This window comes from Streptomyces sp. NPDC057438 (genome assembly GCF_042802995.1).
Classification (GTDB): domain Bacteria; phylum Actinomycetota; class Actinomycetes; order Streptomycetales; family Streptomycetaceae; genus Streptomyces.
On record NZ_JBHVDD010000001.1, the window covers coordinates 302,044 to 320,194 of the forward strand.

Here is an 18,151-nt window from a genome sequence, read left to right on the forward strand (position 1 = left end):
TGGCCACCGGACGACAGCCCGAGATGGCTGCCCGAGCCGTCCCACCGACACCGGCTCCCACCAGCCGGGTGTCCGCGAGCGGGGCCACTCCGCCCAGCGCCGCCCATGCACCGATCGGGCGGGCGTCGCGTAGCCGGAAACCCGGCTGGTCCTACAGCTCGGAAGGATCCGGTCGCCAAGACGCTCCACTGCCGGGCGGAGCTCCCCGGCCCCGGTCCTGCCTCCCTAGCTCTCCAGGTCGTCGAGCGCCCCCAACTGCCCCATCAGCCCGAGCCGGTCGTACTCCCACCATCCCTCGGTGATCTTTCCTTCGGGGGAGAACAGGTGGACGAGCGTCCCCGTCATCCGGACCTTCCGGCCGCTGGCCGCAATCCCGAGGAAGTCCCCCGTGTGGGTCGCGTTCCAGGTCCACCGCGTGCACACCCGGTCGCCCTGGGCGATCTGGTCCTCCACGGTGAACGCGAAGTCGAACCCGCCCCGCCACTCCTCGACGGTCCGCCGGAACGCGTCCATCCCGATGGCGTCCGGTTCCTCCGAGGGAACGTGGTCGTGGTAGCCCTCCGCGAGCAGGCCGTCCAGCGGCGGCAGTTCGCCCTCGGCGGCGATGGTCGCGAGGAACCGCCGTGACGTCCCGGCGTACAGCTGCTCGTCCCGCACCACGTCCAGATCCGTGAACGTGGGCATCTCCTCGCACAGCGCCACCATCTCCTGGAAGATCCGCTCCGTCTCCGGCAGCCCGGAGTTCCGCATCGCCTCCTCGTACGACGGGAACTCCACGATCTCCACGAAGTGCGACCCGTCCGACCGGTCCTTCCCGATCACGCTGTGCGTCGCCGTCCGCTTGCCCCTGGTCTGCTCGACCCATGTGTCCATCAGCCGGTCCATCTCGTCGAACCGGCTGGTCCTGCAGTCGATGAGCTGCACGAATGTCATGAGACCGCCTCCGGCCCCCCTGCGTCCGGGTGAACAGCTCCATTGTCCCCCGGCACCCGCCGCCTTTCACCCCCAGGACGCCGCCCCGGCCCTCGGGCCCGGCCGCCGCCGCTACTGCGGCCCGTACTTGCGTCCCGTCTTCGAGCTGATCCCGCCCAGCAGCCCCCGCGGCACCACCTTCACCACACCCATCAGGGCCTTGTAGCGCGGGTCGGGGATGGAGACCGTCCGGCCCCGGGACAGGTCGGTGAGGGCGGCCGTGACCAGCTTGTCGGCGTCGAGCCACATCCACGAGGGGATGCTGTCGGTGCCCATGCCGGCCCGGTCGTGGAACTCGGTGCGCACGAAGCCGGGGCACAGCGCCATCAGCCGGACACCGGTGCCGGCCAGGTCGCGCGCGGCACCCTGGGTGAACTGCACGACCCAGGCCTTCGACGCCCCGTACGTCCCCCGCGGTACGAACGCGGCGACCGACGCCACGTTCACCACACCTCCCCGGCCGCGCTCGCGCATGGACTCGCAGGCCGCCGAGGTGAGACGGAGGACCGCCTCGCAGTGGACCTTGAGCATGCGCAGCTCGTCGGCCATGGAGACGTCGAGATAGCGGCCCTTGTTGCCGAAGCCGGCATTGTTGATCAGCAGGTCGACCGGGTTCTTGCGGTCCGACAGCCGCCGCGCCACCGACTCGATGCCGTCGTCCGTCGCGAGGTCCGCCGTCAGCACCTCCGCCTCGACGCCGTGCCGGTCGTGCAACTCGGTCGCCTGCTCCCGCAGCCGCTCGGTGTCACGCGCCACCAGCACCAGGTCGTGCCCGTCCGCCGCCAGGCGCCGCGCGAAGGCGGCGCCGATCCCCGCGGTCGATCCCGTAATCAGAGCCGTTGTCATGGCGCAAGCGTAGTGACCGGAACTGTGCGGGCCCGCCCGCTCCACCGCGCGCACGGCGGCGGTTTCGCCGGCCTTCCGCGGAACACCCGCACCGGCGGGGCGCCTTCACGGACACCCCGCCGCCGGCCGGCCCGTCACTCCTGCTGCGCCGCGTGCTTCCGCGCCATCTCCAGCAGCTCCGGATGCAGCGCCTCACCCGCCGCCAACAGCCGTGGCAGCAGGTCGCGTTCGCCCATCGTGGCCCGGAAGGCGAGGTTCACGGTGACGTCGTGGGCGGGCCGGTGGACGATCTCGACGGGGTCCCCCGCACGGATCTCGCCGGGCTGGATCACCCGGAGATACGCGCCGGGCGCGCCCTGGCGCGTGAAGCGTTTGACCCACCCCTGCTCGCCCAGATGGCGCTGGAAGTTCAGACAGGGGACACGGCCGCACGTGACCTCCAGGACCACCTCGGGACCGATCCGCCAGCGTTCGCCGACGAGGGCGCCGGAGACGTCGAGCCCCTCGGTGGTGAGGTTCTCGCCGAAGACCCCGTTGGGCAGGGTGCGGCCCAGTTCGCGCTCCCAGCCGTCCAGGTCCTCGCGGGCGAACGCGTACACGGCCTGGTCGTCACCGCCGTGATGCTCGGTGTTGCACACCGCGTCCCCGGCCACCCCGCTGGCGCCGACCCCCTTGGGCCCCGGGGCCGCCACCCGCACCGGCCCGTCCACCGGCCGCTTGTCGATGCCCGAGACGCGCTTCGACTCCTCCGGGACGTCGACGGCCTTGGGACGCCCCACATTCAGTGACAGAAGCTTCATACAGGCACGGTAGGCGGCCGGGGGCAAAGCGTCGACGCGATATTCGGTGCCTCGCCCAAGCCGCGCTTATGCTCGACCGCGTGATCGAGGCCCGTCATCTCCGCGTTCTGCGCGCCGTCGCCGCCACCGGCTCCTTTTCGGCGGCCGGCCGCGCACTCGGCTGCACCCAGCCCGCCGTCAGCCAGCAGATGAAGGCGCTCGAATCCTCCGTCGGCACACCGCTGCTCGTGCGCAGCGGCCGAGAGACGCGGCTGACCCAGGCCGGCGAGGCCCTGGTGCGGCACGCGGCCGGCATCCTCGCGGGACTGACGGCGGCCGAGGAGGAGGTCGCCGCCATCGCCGGACTGCGCGCCGGCCGGGTTCGCCTGGTCTCCTTCCCCAGTGGCAGCTCCACCCTCGTGCCCACCGCCCTGGCCGCCCTGCGCGCCGACCACCCCGGCACCCGGGTCTCCCTGGAGGAGGCCGAGCCGCCGCGCTCGGTCGAGATGCTCCGCGAGGGCGACTGCGACATCGCGCTCGCGTTCCGTTACGAGGGAGCGCCGGGCGCGGAGGAGGGGGAGTGGGCCGACCTGGTGGTCCGGCCCCTGCTCACGGACCGGCTCGTCGGGCTCGTACCACGGGGGCACCGGCTGGCCCGTACGCCGTCCATCGGTATCGGGGAACTCGCCGCGGAGTCCTGGATCGCCGGCTGCCCGCGCTGCCGGGGGCAGCTGGTGCGGGTCTGCGAGAGCGCGGGCTTCACGCCCCGCATCGACTTCGCGACCGACGACTATCCGGCGGTGGTCGGCCTGGTGGGCGCGGGCCTCGGGGTCGCCGTCCTGCCGGAGCTGGCGATCGAGTCCGTGCGCCCCAAGGGGGTGCGGATGGTGACGGTCGAGCCCGTGGTGCGCCGGGAGATCGTGGCGCTGACGCTGCCGGACCTGGCGCAGGTGCCCACGGTCGCGGCCACGCTGGACCGGCTGGCCGGAGCGGCCGCGCGGTGACGCCGGACGGTCCGGCGCCGTCCAGTCGTCCAAGCCGTCCAGCCGTCTAGAGAAACGTTCCTTCAGTCGTCCGAACCGCTGTCGCCCCCCGGCGCGGACGCGGACGCCGTCACCAGCCGGTGGCGCGCCCTGCCCATGAGTTCCTCGCGCTCGTCCTCGGTCAGCCCGCCCCACACGCCGTACGGCTCGCGCACCGCGAGGGCGTGGGCCGCGCACTGGGCGCGGACCGGGCATCGCATGCAGACCTCCTTGGCCGAGTTCTCACGAGCGCTCCGTGCCGCACCGCGTTCTCCTTCGGGGTGGAAGAAGAGTGAGCTGTCGACCCCGCGGCACGCCGCGAGGAGCTGCCAGTCCCACAGATCAGCGTTCGGTCCGGGAAGGCGGGAGAAATCTGCCATTACATGTCCCCTTGTTGCCGTTATGGGCGGAGATGTTGCCCATGACCGTACATCGACTATCTAAGGAGATGAAAATATGACTCATTGCGAATCTAGCCTCAGACACCAACAAAGGGGAAGAAAAACGGCTGAATGGGGCATAGGTTGTGATGAAACATTGAGGGTCCGTTGTGCATGTCTGCACCGTGTGCGCGCCCTCACGTAGAGTGCCGAAGGTAGCCGGCCATCCCGTAACTCTTTCGAGTGACCGTCGTTGAGACGGGCGGAGGCGGTTGAAGCAACAAGCGCTCGGGCAGGCGTTCGTGTCCGCTCGTGAGTGCCGACCGCACAGGTGACGATTTCGTACCAGCCTGGAGGCTCAAGGTGACGCGCATCAGCTGCGGAGGGCGGCCATGACATCCGTCCTCGTCTGCGACGACTCCCCGCTCGCCCGAGAGGCGCTGCGCCGCGCGGTGGCCACCGTGCCCGGCGTCGAGCGCGTGACCACGGCGGCCAACGGCGAGGAAGTCCTCCGCCGCTGGGGGGCCGACCGCTCGGATCTGATTCTGATGGACGTACGCATGCCCGGACTGGGCGGCGTCGAGACCGTACGGCGGCTGCTGTCCGCCGACCCCGGGGCGCGCATCATCATGCTCACCGTCGCCGAGGACCTGGACGGGGTGGCCCTCGCGGTCGCCGCCGGAGCGCGGGGCTACCTGCACAAGGACGCCTCCCGGGCGGAGCTGCGCGCCACGGTGACCCAGGCCCTCGCCGACCCGACCTGGCGGCTCGCCCCGCGCCGGCTGCGCTCCGCGGAGATGGGCGCCGCGCCCACGCTCACCGCACGGGAGATCCAGGTGCTGGAGGGCATGAGTCACGGCCGCTCCAACGCCGAGATCGGCCGCGAACTGTTCCTCTCCGAGGACACCGTCAAGACCCACGCCCGGCGCCTGTTCAAGAAGCTCGGCGCCTCGGACCGCGCGCACGCGGTGGCGCTCGGCTTCCGCTGGGGCCTGGTCCGCTAGGTGAACCGCGACGGGGGTTCGGGATTCCCCGCCTGCCGCGAGGCGGGCGGGGGTGCTCACCGCGTGGTGAGCGGCGTGGTGAGCGGGGTCGCGCCGAGGCCCGCTGCTCGTTTCGCCGCGGATGCCGCATCCTTGAGGTGTGGAGCTTCTCGGGGAGCAGTCGAACGAGCGGGAGGGGAGGGCGCAGGAGATGAGTTCCGGCGCACCTGCTCATAACGCTTCGGTGCACAACCATGGACGTGGCGCCACGGACCGGACGGCCGCAAGGCACCATGGACCGATGCGCGACGACGAGACGACAGCGATCGGTGCGCTCGTGCATCGCGCGGTCGACGGGGACGAGCAGGCCACGCACGATCTGCTCGCCCATGTCCACCCCTTGGCGCTGCGCTACTGCCGTACCCGTCTGTCCCGGCTCCCGGGTGACGCGCGGCACTTCGTGGAGGACCTGGCGCAGGAGGTCTGCGTCGCCGTCCTCCTGGCGCTGCCGCGCTACAAGGACACCGGCAGGCCGTTCGAGGCGTTCGTCTTCGCCATCGCCGGCCACAAGGTCGCCGACCTCCAGCGCGCCGCGATGCGCCACCCCGGGTCGACGGCCGTCCCCTCGGACGAGATGCCCGAGCGCCCCGACGACTCGCTCGGCCCCGAGGAGCGCGCCCTGCTCAGCAGCGACGCCGAGTGGGCCAAGAAACTGCTGGCCAACCTCCCCGAGAACCAGCGGGAGCTGTTGCTGCTGCGCATCGCGGTGGGTCTCACGGCCGAGGAGACAGGACAGATGCTGGGCATGTCACCGGGCGCGGTCCGGGTGGCCCAGCACCGCGCCCTCAGCAGGCTCCGGGCGCTCGCCGAGCAGTAGCCGTACGGGCTTCCGGACGCCTCCGCGTGAACACGGGAGGTGTGGATTCCGTACGAACATACGAAGCCCGGTATCACTTCGTACCGTGGAATGTGTGCCCCGCGCTTCCCGTTAGCATGGACATCCGCACCGATCAAGGCCATTTGGGGAAGGTGTCATGACTGCCAACGTCGACGGAGTGCCCGGAAAATTCGCGACCCTCGGGCTCACCTACGACGACGTGCTGCTGCTGCCGGGCGCATCCGAGGTGCTCCCCAACGCGGTCGACACCTCGTCCCGCATCTCCCGCAACGTCCGTGTCAACATCCCGCTGCTCTCGGCGGCGATGGACAAGGTCACCGAGTCACGTATGGCGATCGCGATGGCCCGCCAGGGCGGCGTCGGCGTCCTGCACCGCAACCTCTCCGTCGAGGACCAGGTCAATCAGGTCGACCTCGTGAAGCGCTCCGAGTCCGGCATGGTCACCGACCCGATCACCGTGCACCCGGACGCCACGCTCGCCGAGGCCGACGCCCTGTGCGCCAAGTTCCGCATCAGCGGTGTCCCGGTGACCGACGGGAACAAGAAGCTGCTGGGCATCGTCACCAACCGTGACATGGCCTTCGAGACCGACCGCTCCCGTCAGGTGCGCGAGGTGATGACCCCGATGCCGCTGGTCACGGGCCAGGTCGGCATCTCGGGTGCGGACGCCATGGAGCTGCTGCGCCGCCACAAGATCGAGAAGCTCCCGCTGGTCGACGACGCGGGCATCCTCAAGGGCCTCATCACGGTCAAGGACTTCGTCAAGGCCGAGCAGTACCCGAACGCCGCCAAGGACTCCGAGGGCCGGCTGATCGTCGGCGCCGCCGTGGGCGCGAGCCCCGAGGCGCTGGAGCGGGCCCAGGCCCTCGCCGAGGCCGGCGTGGACTTCCTGGTCGTCGACACCTCGCACGGCCACAACAGCAACGCCCTGAGCTGGATGTCGAAGATCAAGTCGAGCGTCCCCGTCGACGTGATCGGCGGCAACGTCGCCACCCGCGACGGCGCCCAGGCGCTGATCGACGCCGGTGTCGACGGCATCAAGGTCGGCGTGGGCCCCGGCTCGATCTGTACGACCCGGGTGGTCGCCGGTATCGGTGTCCCGCAGGTCACCGCCATCTACGAAGCCTCTCTCGCCGCCCGTCCGGCCGGCGTCCCGCTCATCGGCGACGGCGGTCTGCAGTACTCCGGCGACATCGGCAAGGCGCTCGCCGCCGGCGCCGACACCGTGATGCTGGGCAGCCTCCTCGCGGGCTGCGAGGAGTCGCCCGGCGAGCTGCAGTTCATCAACGGCAAGCAGTTCAAGTCCTACCGCGGCATGGGTTCGCTGGGCGCGATGCAGTCCCGCGGCCAGGGCCGGTCGTACTCGAAGGACCGCTACTTCCAGGCCGAGGTGGCCGCCGACGACAAGCTCGTGCCCGAGGGCATCGAGGGCCAGGTGCCCTACCGCGGTCCCCTGGCCAACGTGCTGCACCAGCTCGTCGGCGGACTGCGCCAGACCATGGGCTACGTGGGCGCGGCCACCATCGAGGAGATGGAGACCAAGGGCCGCTTCGTCCGGATCACCTCCGCGGGCCTCAAGGAGAGCCACCCGCACGACATCCAGATGACGGTCGAGGCGCCGAACTACAGCCGTAAGTAGACGGCACGCTGCTCCAGGGCGGTTCCGGGGGACTCCGGAACCGCCCTCGGCGTGCCCGTCGGCGATACTGGTAGACGCTGAACGCATCAGGGAAAGGCCACAGACGTGACTGAGATCGAGATCGGGCGCGGCAAGCGCGGCCGCCGGGCGTACGCCTTCGACGACATCGCCGTCGTCCCCAGCCGCCGTACGCGGGACCCGAAGGAGGTCTCGATCGCCTGGCAGATCGACGCCTACCGCTTCGAGCTGCCGTTCCTGGCCGCACCCATGGACTCGGTCGTCTCCCCGGCCACCGCCATCCGCATCGGTGAGCTGGGCGGCCTCGGCGTCCTGAACCTCGAAGGGCTCTGGACGCGGTACGAGGACCCGCAGCCGCTGCTCGACGAGGTCACCAGCCTGCCCGACGAGGCCGCGACCCGTCGCCTCCAGGAGATCTACGCCGCTCCCATCAAGGAGGAGCTGATCGGGCAGCGCATCAAGGAGGTCCGCGACTCGGGTGTCGTGACCGCCGCCGCGCTCTCCCCGCAGCGCACCGCCCAGTTCTCCAAGGCCGTCGTGGACGCGGGCGTCGACATCTTCGTCATCCGCGGGACGACCGTGTCCGCGGAGCACGTCTCCGGCTCGCACGAGCCGCTGAACCTGAAGCAGTTCATCTACGAGCTGGACGTCCCCGTGATCGTCGGCGGCTGCGCCACCTACACGGCCGCCCTGCACCTGATGCGCACCGGCGCGGCCGGCGTCCTCGTCGGCTTCGGCGGCGGCGCCGCGCACACCACGCGCAACGTGCTCGGCATCCGGGTCCCGATGGCCACGGCGGTCGCCGACGTCGCCGCCGCCCGCCGGGACTACATGGACGAGTCCGGCGGCCGGTACGTGCACGTCATCGCCGACGGCGGTGTCGGCTGGTCCGGCGACATCCCGAAGGCGATCGCCTGCGGCGCCGACGCGGTGATGATGGGCTCCCCGCTGGCCCGCGCCACGGACGCGCCCGGCAAGGGCAACCACTGGGGCATGGAGGCGGTGAACGAGGAACTGCCGCGCGGCAAGAAGGTCGACCTGGGGACGGTGGGGACGATCGAGGAGGTCCTCACCGGGCCCTCGCACACGCCCGACGGTTCCATGAACCTCTTCGGTGCGCTGCGGCGGGCGATGGCCACGACCGGGTACAGCGAGCTGAAGGAGTTCCAGCGGGTCGAGGTCACGGTGGCGGACTCGCAGCACATGCGGTGACGTGACGCCGCGCTCGGCTTGAGCGGGGCTCTTGGGGCTCGGTCGCCTTCGGGTGACCGGGCCCTTTTGTGTGCCCAAGTGGGGTGGCGGGGGCGTGAGTTGTGGGGTGGGGGCGCGTGGGGGTGTGGGGGTGTGGGGGACGAATGTGGGCCGAATGGGCGTAGCCGGGCGATAACGTTCGTGTCCGGCGCCCCAGTTCGGCTGGGAGCCCCCTTCCAAGGACATGGTCCGGACCCCGCCCTCGGGGCCCGGACCGATTCCGACGGACCGCCTACCGGGTCAACGGGCGGTGTCGTGGAAGGGGGCGCCCATGGGACGTCACCGCAAGCCCACCCGCTGGGACCGAGTCCGTCTTCGGATGGTGAAGTGCCGGAGGAAGTGGATCTTGCGGCTTTTCGGATGGTGAGCGGCCGCCCCCAAGCGGAATAGGGGCGGACACTCCGTGAACCATCCAGGAGCCTGCCGCAGTGACCGCTGCGGTGGGCCTCACCTGTTTCCGTACGGTACCGGGGTGGGGCGGTGTCTGCCACCAGCCCCGGAGGCCGGGGCTGTGTCGTGCACCCCTCTCACAACCTGTGCGCCGCCCCCGTGGGTGTGGCTCCCCGGGTGTCCAGCAGCAGTTGCGCCTTCACCGACAGGCCCTGGAGGTCGTACGTGCGGTGTTGCTGGAGGAGGATCGTCAGGTCGGCGTCGGCGGTGGCCTCGTAGAGGGAGTCGGCGCGGGGAATGGGGCGGTCGAGGACGCTCCAGGTGGGGACGTGCGGGTCGTGGTAGCTGACATGGGCGCCGAGTTCGATGAGGCGGCGGGCGATCTCGTCGGCGGGGGTGCCCTGTTGGTCGGGGACGTCGGGCTTGTAGGTGATGCCGAGCAGGAGGACGCGGGCGCCCCGGGCCGACTTGCCGTGCTCGTTGAGGAGGGTGGCGGCGCGCTGGACGACGTACTGGGGCATGCGGTGGTTGACCCGTTGGGCCAGCTCGACCATGCGGAGCGAGCGGGGGGCGTGGCCCGCGAGGTCCTGGGGGAGGGCGTGGCCGCCGACGCCGGGGCCGGGGCGGAACGCCTGGAAGCCGAAGGGTTTCGTCTCGGCGCAGCGGATGACGTCCCAGAGGTCGACGTTCAGGTCGTGGCAGAGCGCGGCCATCTCGTTGACCAGGGCGATGTTGACGTGGCGGTAGTTGGTCTCCAGGAGGTGGACCGCCTCCGCCTCGCGCAGACCACGCGCGCGTACCACCTTGTCGGTGAGGCGGCCGTAGAACGCCGCCGCCGATTCCGTGCAGGCGGGGGTGAGGCCGCCGATCACCTTGGGGGTGTTGGCGGGGCCGAAGGCGCGGTTGCCCGGGTCCACGCGGGGCGGGGAGTAGGCGAGGTGGAAGTCGCGGCCCGCACGGAGTCCGGAGCCCTCTTCGAGCAGGGGGCGCAGGAGGTCCCCGGTGGTACCCGGCGGGACCGGGGACTCCAGGATGACCGTGGTGTGCGGGCGCAGCCGCGCGGCCAGCGTGCTGGCTGCCTCCTCGACCTGGGTGAGGTCGAGCGAGCCGTCGGCGCCGGGAGGGGTGGGCGCGCAGATGACCGCCGTACGCACCCGGCCGAGTTCGGCGGGGCTGGTGGTGGGCTTGAAGCCGCGGGCGAGCATGCGGCGCAGTTCGCCGGGGGTGAGGGAACCGGAGTCCGGGCCGGTGCGGTAACCGAGCGTGGCGATGCCGGCGGCGACGGCGGCCTGGGCCAGCGGCAGCCCCAACTGGCCGAGTCCGATGACGGCGAGATCTGCGGGCATGGCGTGGGCCGTCCTTCCCAATAACCGAAGCGGGACAGACGCGCAAGCCCTGTGGTCTGGACGAGCGAGCGCAATGTCACACTAGGCGTAAATATGACCGATATGCGGGATTGGGAGGTCGTTTTTCTGCGCGCGTCCTGCGGAGTTATCCACAGGCCGGGGGCGGGTGGTGGCCGAAGTCGGGCGAGGCGGTCAGAATTTTGGGCAGGGGGACATGGATGGGTTCCCGCCCGACGGGCGGGGACAGGCGGGGCGGCGCGACCGACAGCAGGAGGCAGCGGTGAGGACAGCGGCACTGGGACCGGCGCAGCGCGCCGAGTCACTGGCGGGTATGGCCGAGCGTGAGCTGGACGTGCTGGTCGTGGGTGGTGGCGTGGTCGGTGCGGGGACGGCCCTGGACGCCGTGACCCGCGGTCTGTCCACGGGCCTGGTCGAGGCGCGTGACTGGGCGTCGGGCACGTCCAGCCGGTCCAGCAAACTGATCCACGGCGGTCTGCGCTATCTGGAGATGCTCGACTTCGCCCTCGTGCGCGAGGCGTTGAAGGAGCGAGGGCTGCTGCTGGAGCGGCTGGCACCGCATCTGGTGAAGCCCGTGCCGTTCCTCTATCCCTTGCAGCGCAAGGGCTGGGAGCGGTGGTACGCGGGCTCGGGCGTCGCGCTGTACGACGGGATGTCGATGGCGCGCGGCCACGGCCGGGGACTGCCGGTCCACCGCCATCTGACCCGCGGTCACGCCCTGCGCGTCGCCCCCTGTCTGAAGAAGGACGCGCTGGTCGGGGCCCTGCAGTACTACGACGCCCAGATGGACGACGCCCGCTACGTGGCCACCCTGGTGCGCACGGCCGCGTCGTACGGGGCGAAGGTCGCCAACCGTGCGCGCGTGACCGGCTTCCTGCGGGAGGGCGAGCGGGTGGTCGGGGCCAGGGTGCGGGACGTCGAGGGCGGCGGGGAGTACGAGATCCGCGCCCGGCAGGTCGTGAACGCCACCGGGGTGTGGACCGACGACACCCAGGCGATGGTGGGCGAGCGGGGCCAGTTCCACGTACGGGCCTCCAAGGGCATCCATCTGGTCGTACCCAAGGACCGGATCCACTCCACGACCGGTCTGATCCTGCGGACCGAGAAGTCCGTGCTGTTCGTGATCCCCTGGGGGAGGCACTGGATCGTGGGGACCACCGACACCGACTGGGACCTCGACAAGACGCACCCGGCGGCCTCCAGCGCGGACATCGACTATCTGCTGGAGCATGTGAACTCGGTCCTGGCCGTGCCGCTGAGCAGGGACGACGTGCAGGGGGTCTATGCCGGGCTGCGGCCCCTGCTCGCGGGCGAGTCGGACGCCACGAGCAAGCTCTCGCGGGAGCACATCGTGGCGCACCCGGTGCCGGGGCTGGTGGTCGTGGCCGGCGGCAAGTACACGACGTACCGGGTGATGGCCAAGGACGCGGTGGACGCGGCCGTGCACGGCCTGGACCAGCGGGTCGCGGAGTGTGTCACCGAGGACGTGCCGCTGCTGGGGGCGGAGGGGTACCGGGCGCTGTGGAACGCGCGGGCGCGGATCGCGGCGAGCACGGGACTGCACGTGGTGCGGGTGGAGCATCTGCTGAACCGGTACGGATCGGCGGCCGAGGAGGTGCTCGACCTGATCGCCTCCGACCCGTCGATGGGCGAGCCGTTGCACGCGGCCGACGACTATCTGCGGGCCGAGGTGGTGTACGCGGCCTCGCACGAGGGCGCCCGGCATCTCGACGACGTGCTCACCCGCAGGACGCGGATCTCCATCGAGACGTTCGACCGGGGGACGCGCAGTGCGCGGGAGGCCGCGGAGCTGATGGCGCCGGTGCTCGGCTGGGACAAGGAGCAGATCGAGCGGGAGGCGCGCCACTACGAGAAGAGGGTCGAGGCGGAGCGGGAGTCACAGCGTCAGCCGGACGATCTGACCGCGGACGCGGCCCGGTTGGGGGCGCCGGACATCGTGCCCCTGTAGCCGGGACCGCCGGGCGCGGCGGGTGGTGACCGTCCCCCGCCCGCCCCCGCCCGGCCCCCACCTGTGCGCCTCCCGACCCTTCTCGGCCGCCGCCGTGGCTGGTTGAGGGGGGCCCAGGGCGTGGGGCGCTTGGCGGGTGGGTGACAATGGAGGCTCTGTCAGGGCGGGTTGTATGAGGGGACGCATGTCGGAGGCGGAGCGGGCTGGGGATTCCCGTCAGGACAAGGACGCACGTCTCCTCGCCGGGCGGTACCGGCTGGGAGGGGTGCTCGGTCGCGGCGGCATGGGCACGGTGTGGCGTGCCGAGGACGAGACGTTGGGCCGTACGGTCGCCGTCAAGGAGCTGAGGTTCCCGTCGAGCATCGACGCGGACGAGAAACGGCGCCTGATCACGCGCACCCTGCGCGAGGCCAAGGCCATCGCGCGGATCCGCAACAACGCCGCGGTGACGGTCTTCGACGTCGTGCACGAGGACGACCGTCCGTGGATCGTGATGGAGCTCGTCGAGGGCAAGTCGCTCGCCGAGGCCATCCGCGAGGACGGCGTGCTCGAACCGAAGAGGGCCGCCGAGGTGGGGCTCGCCATTCTCGACGTGCTGCGCGCCGCGCACCGCGAGGGCATCCTGCACCGGGACGTGAAGCCGTCGAACGTCCTCATCGACAAGCGCGACGGCCGGGTCGTCCTCACCGACTTCGGCATCGCGCAGGTCGAGGGCGACCCCTCCATCACCTCGACCGGCATGCTCGTGGGCGCGCCCTCGTACATCTCGCCGGAGCGGGCCCGCGGCCACAAGCCCGGGCCCGCCGCCGACCTGTGGTCGCTCGGCGGTCTCCTCTACGCGGCGGTCGAGGGGGTGCCGCCCTACGACAAGGGCTCGGCCATAGCGACACTGACCGCGGTGATGACCGAGCCGGTGCCGGAGCCGAAGCGGGCCGGTCCCCTGAAGGACGTCATCTTCGGGCTGCTGACCAAGGACCCCGAGCGGCGGCTCGACGACGCCGGTGCGCGGGCGATGCTCAACACCGTGATCCACGCGCCCGATCCGAAGGACGTCGACCCGGTGGACGCGACACGCGTCGTGCCGTTGCCGCCGGTGCCGGAGGAGCGCCCGAAGAAGGGCGGGTCCGGTGGCGCGGGGGCCAAGGAGGGCGGCGGCGAGCGGCCGCGCGCGCCTCGGTGGTCCATGCGCAAGGGCGCGGCCGGGGCCGCTGCCGCCGGCACCGGTGTGGCCCGGAGTGCCGGTGGTGGGGCCTCAGGTGGGCTTTCGGGCAAGGCTTCCGGCGGGGCGGCCGCCGCGTCCGCGTCCTCGGCGGCCGTGACGACGAGGTCCGCCTCCGTCGGAGTGTCCTCCGGTGCCGGTGCCGCCAAGGCCGGCGGTGGCTCGGGACGGACGGCGGGCGCGTCGGCGCCGGGGGTGCCGGGGCCGCGTGCGGCGGGCGCGGGTGACGCCGCGGGGAACGCCGGTGCGCCGAAGCGGAGTTCCGGGTGGCCGCAGGTGCCGCCGCCGGACCTGCCGCCGCGGCCGGTGCCGCGCGCTCCGATCACGGACGTGGTGTCGCGGCGGACCCTGGCCGCCATCGCCGTGGCCGTGGTCCTGGTCGTCCTCGGGACCGTCTTCGTGCTCACCCGGGGCGACGGCGACAGTTCCGACAACAGCAAGGGCGCCGACACCAAGGCGGCCGCGTCCAGCGGGGCGGCGTCGGGGAGCGACGCCGGCAGCAAGGGCACGGACGGCAAGGGCGGCACGGACGACAAGGGCAAGGACAGCAAGGAAGCCGACAAGGGGTCCGACCCCAGTCCGGACGGGGAGACGACGGAGGAAGCCGGTGGTCCGGGCGGGTCCGGCGGCAGTTCGCCGAACCCCACGGGCGGGTCGAACGGATCCGTGGGCGGTGACGGCTCCGGCTCGGGCACCCTCGCGACGGAGACGTACAAGAGCGGTCAGGGCTTCTCGATCGGGCTGCCCGACGGATGGAAGTACCAGTCGACGGGTACCGCGGGGGCCCGTTTCTCCGGCCCCGACGGGCAGCGGCTGCTCGTCGGCTGGACGACCACGCCGAAGGACGACCCGGTCGCGGACTGGAAGAACCAGGAGCGGTACATGGTCCGCTCGCAGTACAAGCGGATCCGAATAGAGGCGGTGGACTACCGGGGCTGGAACGCGGCCGACTGGGAGTTCACCTATGTGGAGAGCGGGACGAAGTACCGGTCGATCGACCGCGGCTTCGTCGTCGACTCCCGGCAGGGCTACGCGCTGATGTACACCGCGAAGGCGTCCGAGTGGAGCGGCGAGCTGCGCAAGGACACGTGGCGGACCTTCACGAAGACGTTCAAGCCGAAGTCGTGAGGTGCCGGGCGCATCCCGTCCGTGACGGTGTGCGCCCGGGGCGCGCGTGAGTCAGTGGTGTGCGCCGGTTCGTTCGTGCTGAGTCCGCGTGCGATCTCGTGCTTCGGCTCCGGGTTCCGCGGGGGGCGTGCGGGGGCGTGGGACGGGGCGACTGCCTCGAAGTGACCGCGGCTTCGGCACTTGTGCCCGCCGGGTGAGTTCGGGGGCGGCCCTTCCGGGGAAGATCGGATGCGTTCGAGCACATTCGAGACGAACGAGATATCGCATCGAGTCAATGTGAGTTGCCTCCGGCACGTATCGTGAAGGGCTGCGGACCGCACGCATCAAGAGCGGAACGGGACACAAGGCGAACGGAATTGACCAACCGGGCGGCCGGGGGAGGGTGTTGTGGACGCATACGCGGGGCGTGTACTCGCCGACCGCTATCGCCTGCCGCTGCCCCCCTCCGACGAGTACGAACTCGCCCCGGAGCTGCGCGCCTTCGACACCTACAGCGGTCAGGAGGTCCTGGTCCGGCAGGTGCCGCTGCCCGAGGTCGTCGAGGCGGAGATGCTCGACGCGGACGGGCTGCCCGAAGGCTATGTGGCACGGGACGGCGGCGGGCGCCGGGGAGCGGCGCGGACCGCACGCGGGTCCGCGGACCCCGCCGTCCGCCGGGCCGTCGAGGCGGCGCAGGCCGCCGCGCAGATCCCCGACCATCCGCGGCTCGACCAGGTCTTCGACGTGTTCGCCGAGGGCGGCTCGCTGTGGATAGTGAGCGAACTGGTGCCCGCCCGGACCCTCGCCGCACTGCTCGCCGAACAGCCGCTGACCCCGTACCGGGCGGCCGAGGTCGCCGCCGACGTGCTCACCGCGCTGCGGGCGCTGCACGCCCACGGCTGGGTCCACCGGAACATCACCGCCCGTACGGTGCTGGTCTGCGACGACGGCCGGGTGATGCTGACCGGGCTGGCGGTCGGAGCGGCGGAAGAGGCGCTGTGCGGGTACGACCCGGTGCCCGCACGGGAGTTCGAGGACCAGCCGCCCGGGGCACCCGACGGCGGCGCGGGCGTGCCGGCCGTGGGGCCCGGCGGGGGACACGCGGTACGGCGTGACCCGGTGCCGCCCGGTGGCCTTCCGGCCGCGCGCGCGGCGTCGGCACCCGGGGGCGCCCTGCCCGGGCGCACCGGCGGGAGCACGTACGGCGGCGCCCGTGCCGACGGGCCCGGGGGCGTCGTCGAGGACCCCGAGGCCGCGCGGCGGGCGGCGATAGAGGCACGCGCGGGACGTACGACGGCCAAGGGCGCGGACCCCTCCGGGGGGCAGCGCGCGCTGGAGGCCGGCGGGGACGCCCGGGCGGCGCGAGCGGGCGCGATCGCCGCGTACCGGGCGGGCGCGCGGGCCGCGGCCCGCGTGCAGGACGACCAGCGGGGTGGGCCGGGCACGGGGTTGCCCGCGCAGCGGCCGGCCCCGCAGGACACCCCGGCGACGGGCCCGGGGCGCGACGGCGACCCCGCTCCCGGCGGGGGGACGCGCCCCGTGCCGCTCGGCCAGATCGCCGACCCCTACGGTGTCCTCGCGAACGGCGGCGCCACGAGCGCCTGGCACGGCGCGGCACCCCGAGGCGGGACGGCCGTGCCAGGCGGCAACGGCCGGGGTGCTCCGGCGTCCGGCGACTTCTCGCCCTACGCCCCCGGTCCGCTCGGCGCAGGCCCGGCCGGGGCCGGCCGGGCCGACGCCCCCTTCGACGACGGCGACACCGGCACGCACCGGGTCCCCGGGCACGACGCGCTTCAGGACTCCGGGTACTCCGAGCATGCCGGGTACGCCGGTCACTCCGGTGACGACGACCCGGCCGGTCCGTACGCCGCGCGTGTCGCGGACAGCGTTCCCTGGGACGGTGCCGGCGGCGGGGCCGCCGCCCGGCGCGGGCCCGCGACCGCGCTCGCCGCCGAGCGGGCGCGGCAGGCGCGGATGGCCGTGGTCGGGCCGGTCACGGAGCGGTGGGCGCCGGAGCAGGCCGGGCCGGTGCACGAGAACTGGCAGCTGGCGGCCCCGATCGGGCCCTCGACGGACCTGTGGGCGCTCGGGGCGCTGCTGTTCCGGGCCGTGCAGGGACACGCGCCGTATCCGGAGGAGAACACCGCCGAGCTGGTGCAGCTGGTGTGCGCGGAGCCGCCCGCGTTCGCCGAGGAGTGCGGGCCGCTGCGCCCGGTCGTGGAGTCCCTGCTGCGCCAGGACCCCACCGATCGGCTGGACTTCGAGGAACTGCGCGGCTGGCTGCGTTCACTGGTGCGGTCGGCGCCCGAACCCGAGGCCGGTACACACGTCGTGCCGGCGCCGCCCGTGGACGCGAGCCGGCTGCCGATCGTACGGCGGCGCGGCGAGCTGGTCCGCAGGCGCCGGGCCGGGCTGCCCGCGACCAGTGCGCACGCCCGCCACAAGCGCACCCGGGAGAAGCCCCCGCAGCCCCGCAAGCTCGGCCGCAACCTGCTCCTGCTGATCCTGCTCGCGCTGGTGGCGGCGGTCACCTACGCCGTGGTGTTCATGCCGAAGGCCGCGCCGAGCGACGAGCGCGGTGACGCGGGCAGCCGTACGGACAGCGCCGGGCAGCGGAGTCCGTCGCCCACGGCGAGCGACGGACCCGGCTCCGACCAGAACTCGAACTCGCCCGACGGCGGCGAGAAGGACCAGGACGAGGCGAGCCCGTCGGAGTCGTCCGGTTCGACGCAGACACAGACCGGTGATCCCGAGGTCGCCCAGGGGTTCACCCTGCGCAAGGACCCCGAGGGGTTCCAGGTCGCCGTCGCCACCGGCTGGGACCGCAGCGCCAAGAACGGGCGCGGTCAGATCGTGTACTCCCGGGGCGACTTCGAGCTGATCCTCGTGCCCGGGCGGGACAGCAGGGCGACGTACGGCGGCGATCCGCTGAAGTACCAGCGGGAGGGCGAGCGTGAGTTGCAGCCCTTCCGGGACTCGTCCTGGGCCACGTCGACGGGGATGCGGCTGATCGAGGTGGGCGGGGTGACCTCGGCGGAGGGGCAGTTCACCTGGCAGGACTCCGAGGGACGCGGCGTCTACGTACGGAACCTCGCGATCCTTCTCGACGGGCGTTACCACGTGGTCCAGTTGCGCGGACCGGAGGCGGAACGGGACGAGGTCACCCGGCTGTACGAGCAGGCGGCCGCCACGTACAAGGTGACCGGCTAGCGGCTTCCGGCGAGCCGGCCACGGGTCGACGGCAGCTTCGGGAGGCGCGCGCGAGGGCGTCGGCGGGGCGAACGGGCGCGGGGCGCGCAACCTTCGGAAGGTTG

Annotated in this window: 13 protein-coding genes; 8 read left to right on the top strand and 5 right to left on the bottom strand. The window is 72.3% G+C overall.

Going from position 1 to position 18,151, the window contains the following annotated elements:
• Positions 1-225: 225 nt before the first annotated feature.
• The 3 genes from ACFU5F_RS01490 to ACFU5F_RS01500 form a co-directional block, all read right to left on the bottom strand.
• Entirely contained in the window at positions 226-933 is a 708-nt protein-coding gene (locus ACFU5F_RS01490; RefSeq protein ID WP_383880296.1) for an ester cyclase, read from the bottom strand.
• Positions 934-1,044: 111 nt separating this feature from the next.
• Positions 1,045-1,818, bottom strand: a complete 774-nt coding sequence (locus tag ACFU5F_RS01495; protein WP_383880299.1) for an SDR family NAD(P)-dependent oxidoreductase — start codon at positions 1,816-1,818, stop codon at positions 1,045-1,047.
• A gap of 134 nt (positions 1,819-1,952) precedes the next feature.
• Positions 1,953-2,618, bottom strand: coding sequence for an MOSC domain-containing protein (locus tag ACFU5F_RS01500; protein ID WP_383880301.1), 666 nt, complete (start codon positions 2,616-2,618; stop codon positions 1,953-1,955).
• 80 nt (positions 2,619-2,698) lie between these two features.
• Between ACFU5F_RS01500 and ACFU5F_RS01505 the strand changes: the two genes are divergently transcribed.
• Positions 2,699-3,601 (top strand): LysR family transcriptional regulator, encoded by a 903-nt coding sequence (locus tag ACFU5F_RS01505; RefSeq protein ID WP_383880304.1) that lies wholly within the window; start codon positions 2,699-2,701, stop codon positions 3,599-3,601.
• A gap of 62 nt (positions 3,602-3,663) precedes the next feature.
• Here ACFU5F_RS01505 and ACFU5F_RS01510 read toward each other — a convergent pair whose 3' ends face one another.
• Entirely contained in the window at positions 3,664-3,999 is a 336-nt protein-coding gene (locus ACFU5F_RS01510; protein ID WP_383880307.1) for a WhiB family transcriptional regulator, read from the bottom strand.
• Between the two features lie 392 nt (positions 4,000-4,391).
• On the opposite strand from ACFU5F_RS01510, the gene ACFU5F_RS01515 reads away from it, so the two are divergent.
• The 4 genes from ACFU5F_RS01515 (at position 4,392) to ACFU5F_RS01530 (ending at position 8,749) form a co-directional block, all read left to right on the top strand.
• A complete protein-coding gene (locus tag ACFU5F_RS01515; protein ID WP_003948568.1) occupies positions 4,392-5,003 on the top strand; it encodes a response regulator transcription factor in 612 nt (203 codons plus the stop codon).
• A gap of 280 nt (positions 5,004-5,283) precedes the next feature.
• Positions 5,284-5,859, top strand: a complete 576-nt coding sequence (locus tag ACFU5F_RS01520) for a sigma-70 family RNA polymerase sigma factor (protein ID WP_013001361.1) — start codon at positions 5,284-5,286, stop codon at positions 5,857-5,859.
• A gap of 157 nt (positions 5,860-6,016) precedes the next feature.
• Positions 6,017-7,519: an IMP dehydrogenase gene (gene guaB / locus ACFU5F_RS01525; RefSeq protein WP_383880311.1), complete on the top strand. Its 1,503-nt coding sequence runs from the start codon at positions 6,017-6,019 to the stop codon at positions 7,517-7,519.
• A gap of 105 nt (positions 7,520-7,624) precedes the next feature.
• The gene (locus ACFU5F_RS01530; RefSeq protein WP_383880313.1) at positions 7,625-8,749 is read left to right on the top strand and encodes a GuaB3 family IMP dehydrogenase-related protein; all 1,125 of its coding nucleotides are present in this window, start codon (positions 7,625-7,627) and stop codon (positions 8,747-8,749) included.
• Positions 8,750-9,315: 566 nt separating this feature from the next.
• Here the strand turns inward: ACFU5F_RS01530 and ACFU5F_RS01535 are convergent.
• Complete coding sequence (locus ACFU5F_RS01535; RefSeq protein ID WP_383880316.1) at positions 9,316-10,524, bottom strand: nucleotide sugar dehydrogenase; 1,209 nt, start codon at positions 10,522-10,524, stop codon at positions 9,316-9,318.
• A 280-nt stretch (positions 10,525-10,804) separates the two neighbouring features.
• Between ACFU5F_RS01535 and ACFU5F_RS01540 the strand changes: the two genes are divergently transcribed.
• The 3 genes from ACFU5F_RS01540 (at position 10,805) to ACFU5F_RS01550 (ending at position 18,047) form a co-directional block, all read left to right on the top strand.
• The gene (locus ACFU5F_RS01540; RefSeq protein WP_383880318.1) at positions 10,805-12,511 is read left to right on the top strand and encodes a glycerol-3-phosphate dehydrogenase/oxidase; all 1,707 of its coding nucleotides are present in this window, start codon (positions 10,805-10,807) and stop codon (positions 12,509-12,511) included.
• 184 nt (positions 12,512-12,695) lie between these two features.
• Positions 12,696-14,858, top strand: coding sequence for a serine/threonine-protein kinase (locus ACFU5F_RS01545; RefSeq protein WP_383880321.1), 2,163 nt, complete (start codon positions 12,696-12,698; stop codon positions 14,856-14,858).
• 387 nt (positions 14,859-15,245) lie between these two features.
• Positions 15,246-18,047: a protein kinase gene (locus ACFU5F_RS01550; RefSeq protein WP_383880324.1), complete on the top strand. Its 2,802-nt coding sequence runs from the start codon at positions 15,246-15,248 to the stop codon at positions 18,045-18,047.
• The last annotated feature ends 104 nt before the right edge of the window (positions 18,048-18,151 follow it).

What these genes read in the sequence shown, in the direction of transcription:
- ACFU5F_RS01490 (WP_383880296.1), bottom strand. Translation starts at nt 933, where the DNA reads ATGACATTCGTGCAGCTCATCGACTGCAGGACCAGCCGGTTCGACGAG.
- ACFU5F_RS01495 (WP_383880299.1), bottom strand. Translation starts at nt 1,818, where the DNA reads ATGACAACGGCTCTGATTACGGGATCGACCGCGGGGATCGGCGCCGCC.
- ACFU5F_RS01500 (WP_383880301.1), bottom strand. Translation starts at nt 2,618, where the DNA reads ATGAAGCTTCTGTCACTGAATGTGGGGCGTCCCAAGGCCGTCGACGTC.
- ACFU5F_RS01510 (WP_383880307.1), bottom strand. Translation starts at nt 3,999, where the DNA reads ATGGCAGATTTCTCCCGCCTTCCCGGACCGAACGCTGATCTGTGGGAC.
- ACFU5F_RS01515 (WP_003948568.1), top strand. Translation starts at nt 4,392, where the DNA reads ATGACATCCGTCCTCGTCTGCGACGACTCCCCGCTCGCCCGAGAGGCG.
- ACFU5F_RS01520 (WP_013001361.1), top strand. Translation starts at nt 5,284, where the DNA reads ATGCGCGACGACGAGACGACAGCGATCGGTGCGCTCGTGCATCGCGCG.
- guaB (WP_383880311.1), top strand. Translation starts at nt 6,017, where the DNA reads ATGACTGCCAACGTCGACGGAGTGCCCGGAAAATTCGCGACCCTCGGG.
- ACFU5F_RS01535 (WP_383880316.1), bottom strand. Translation starts at nt 10,524, where the DNA reads ATGCCCGCAGATCTCGCCGTCATCGGACTCGGCCAGTTGGGGCTGCCG.
- ACFU5F_RS01545 (WP_383880321.1), top strand. Translation starts at nt 12,696, where the DNA reads ATGTCGGAGGCGGAGCGGGCTGGGGATTCCCGTCAGGACAAGGACGCA.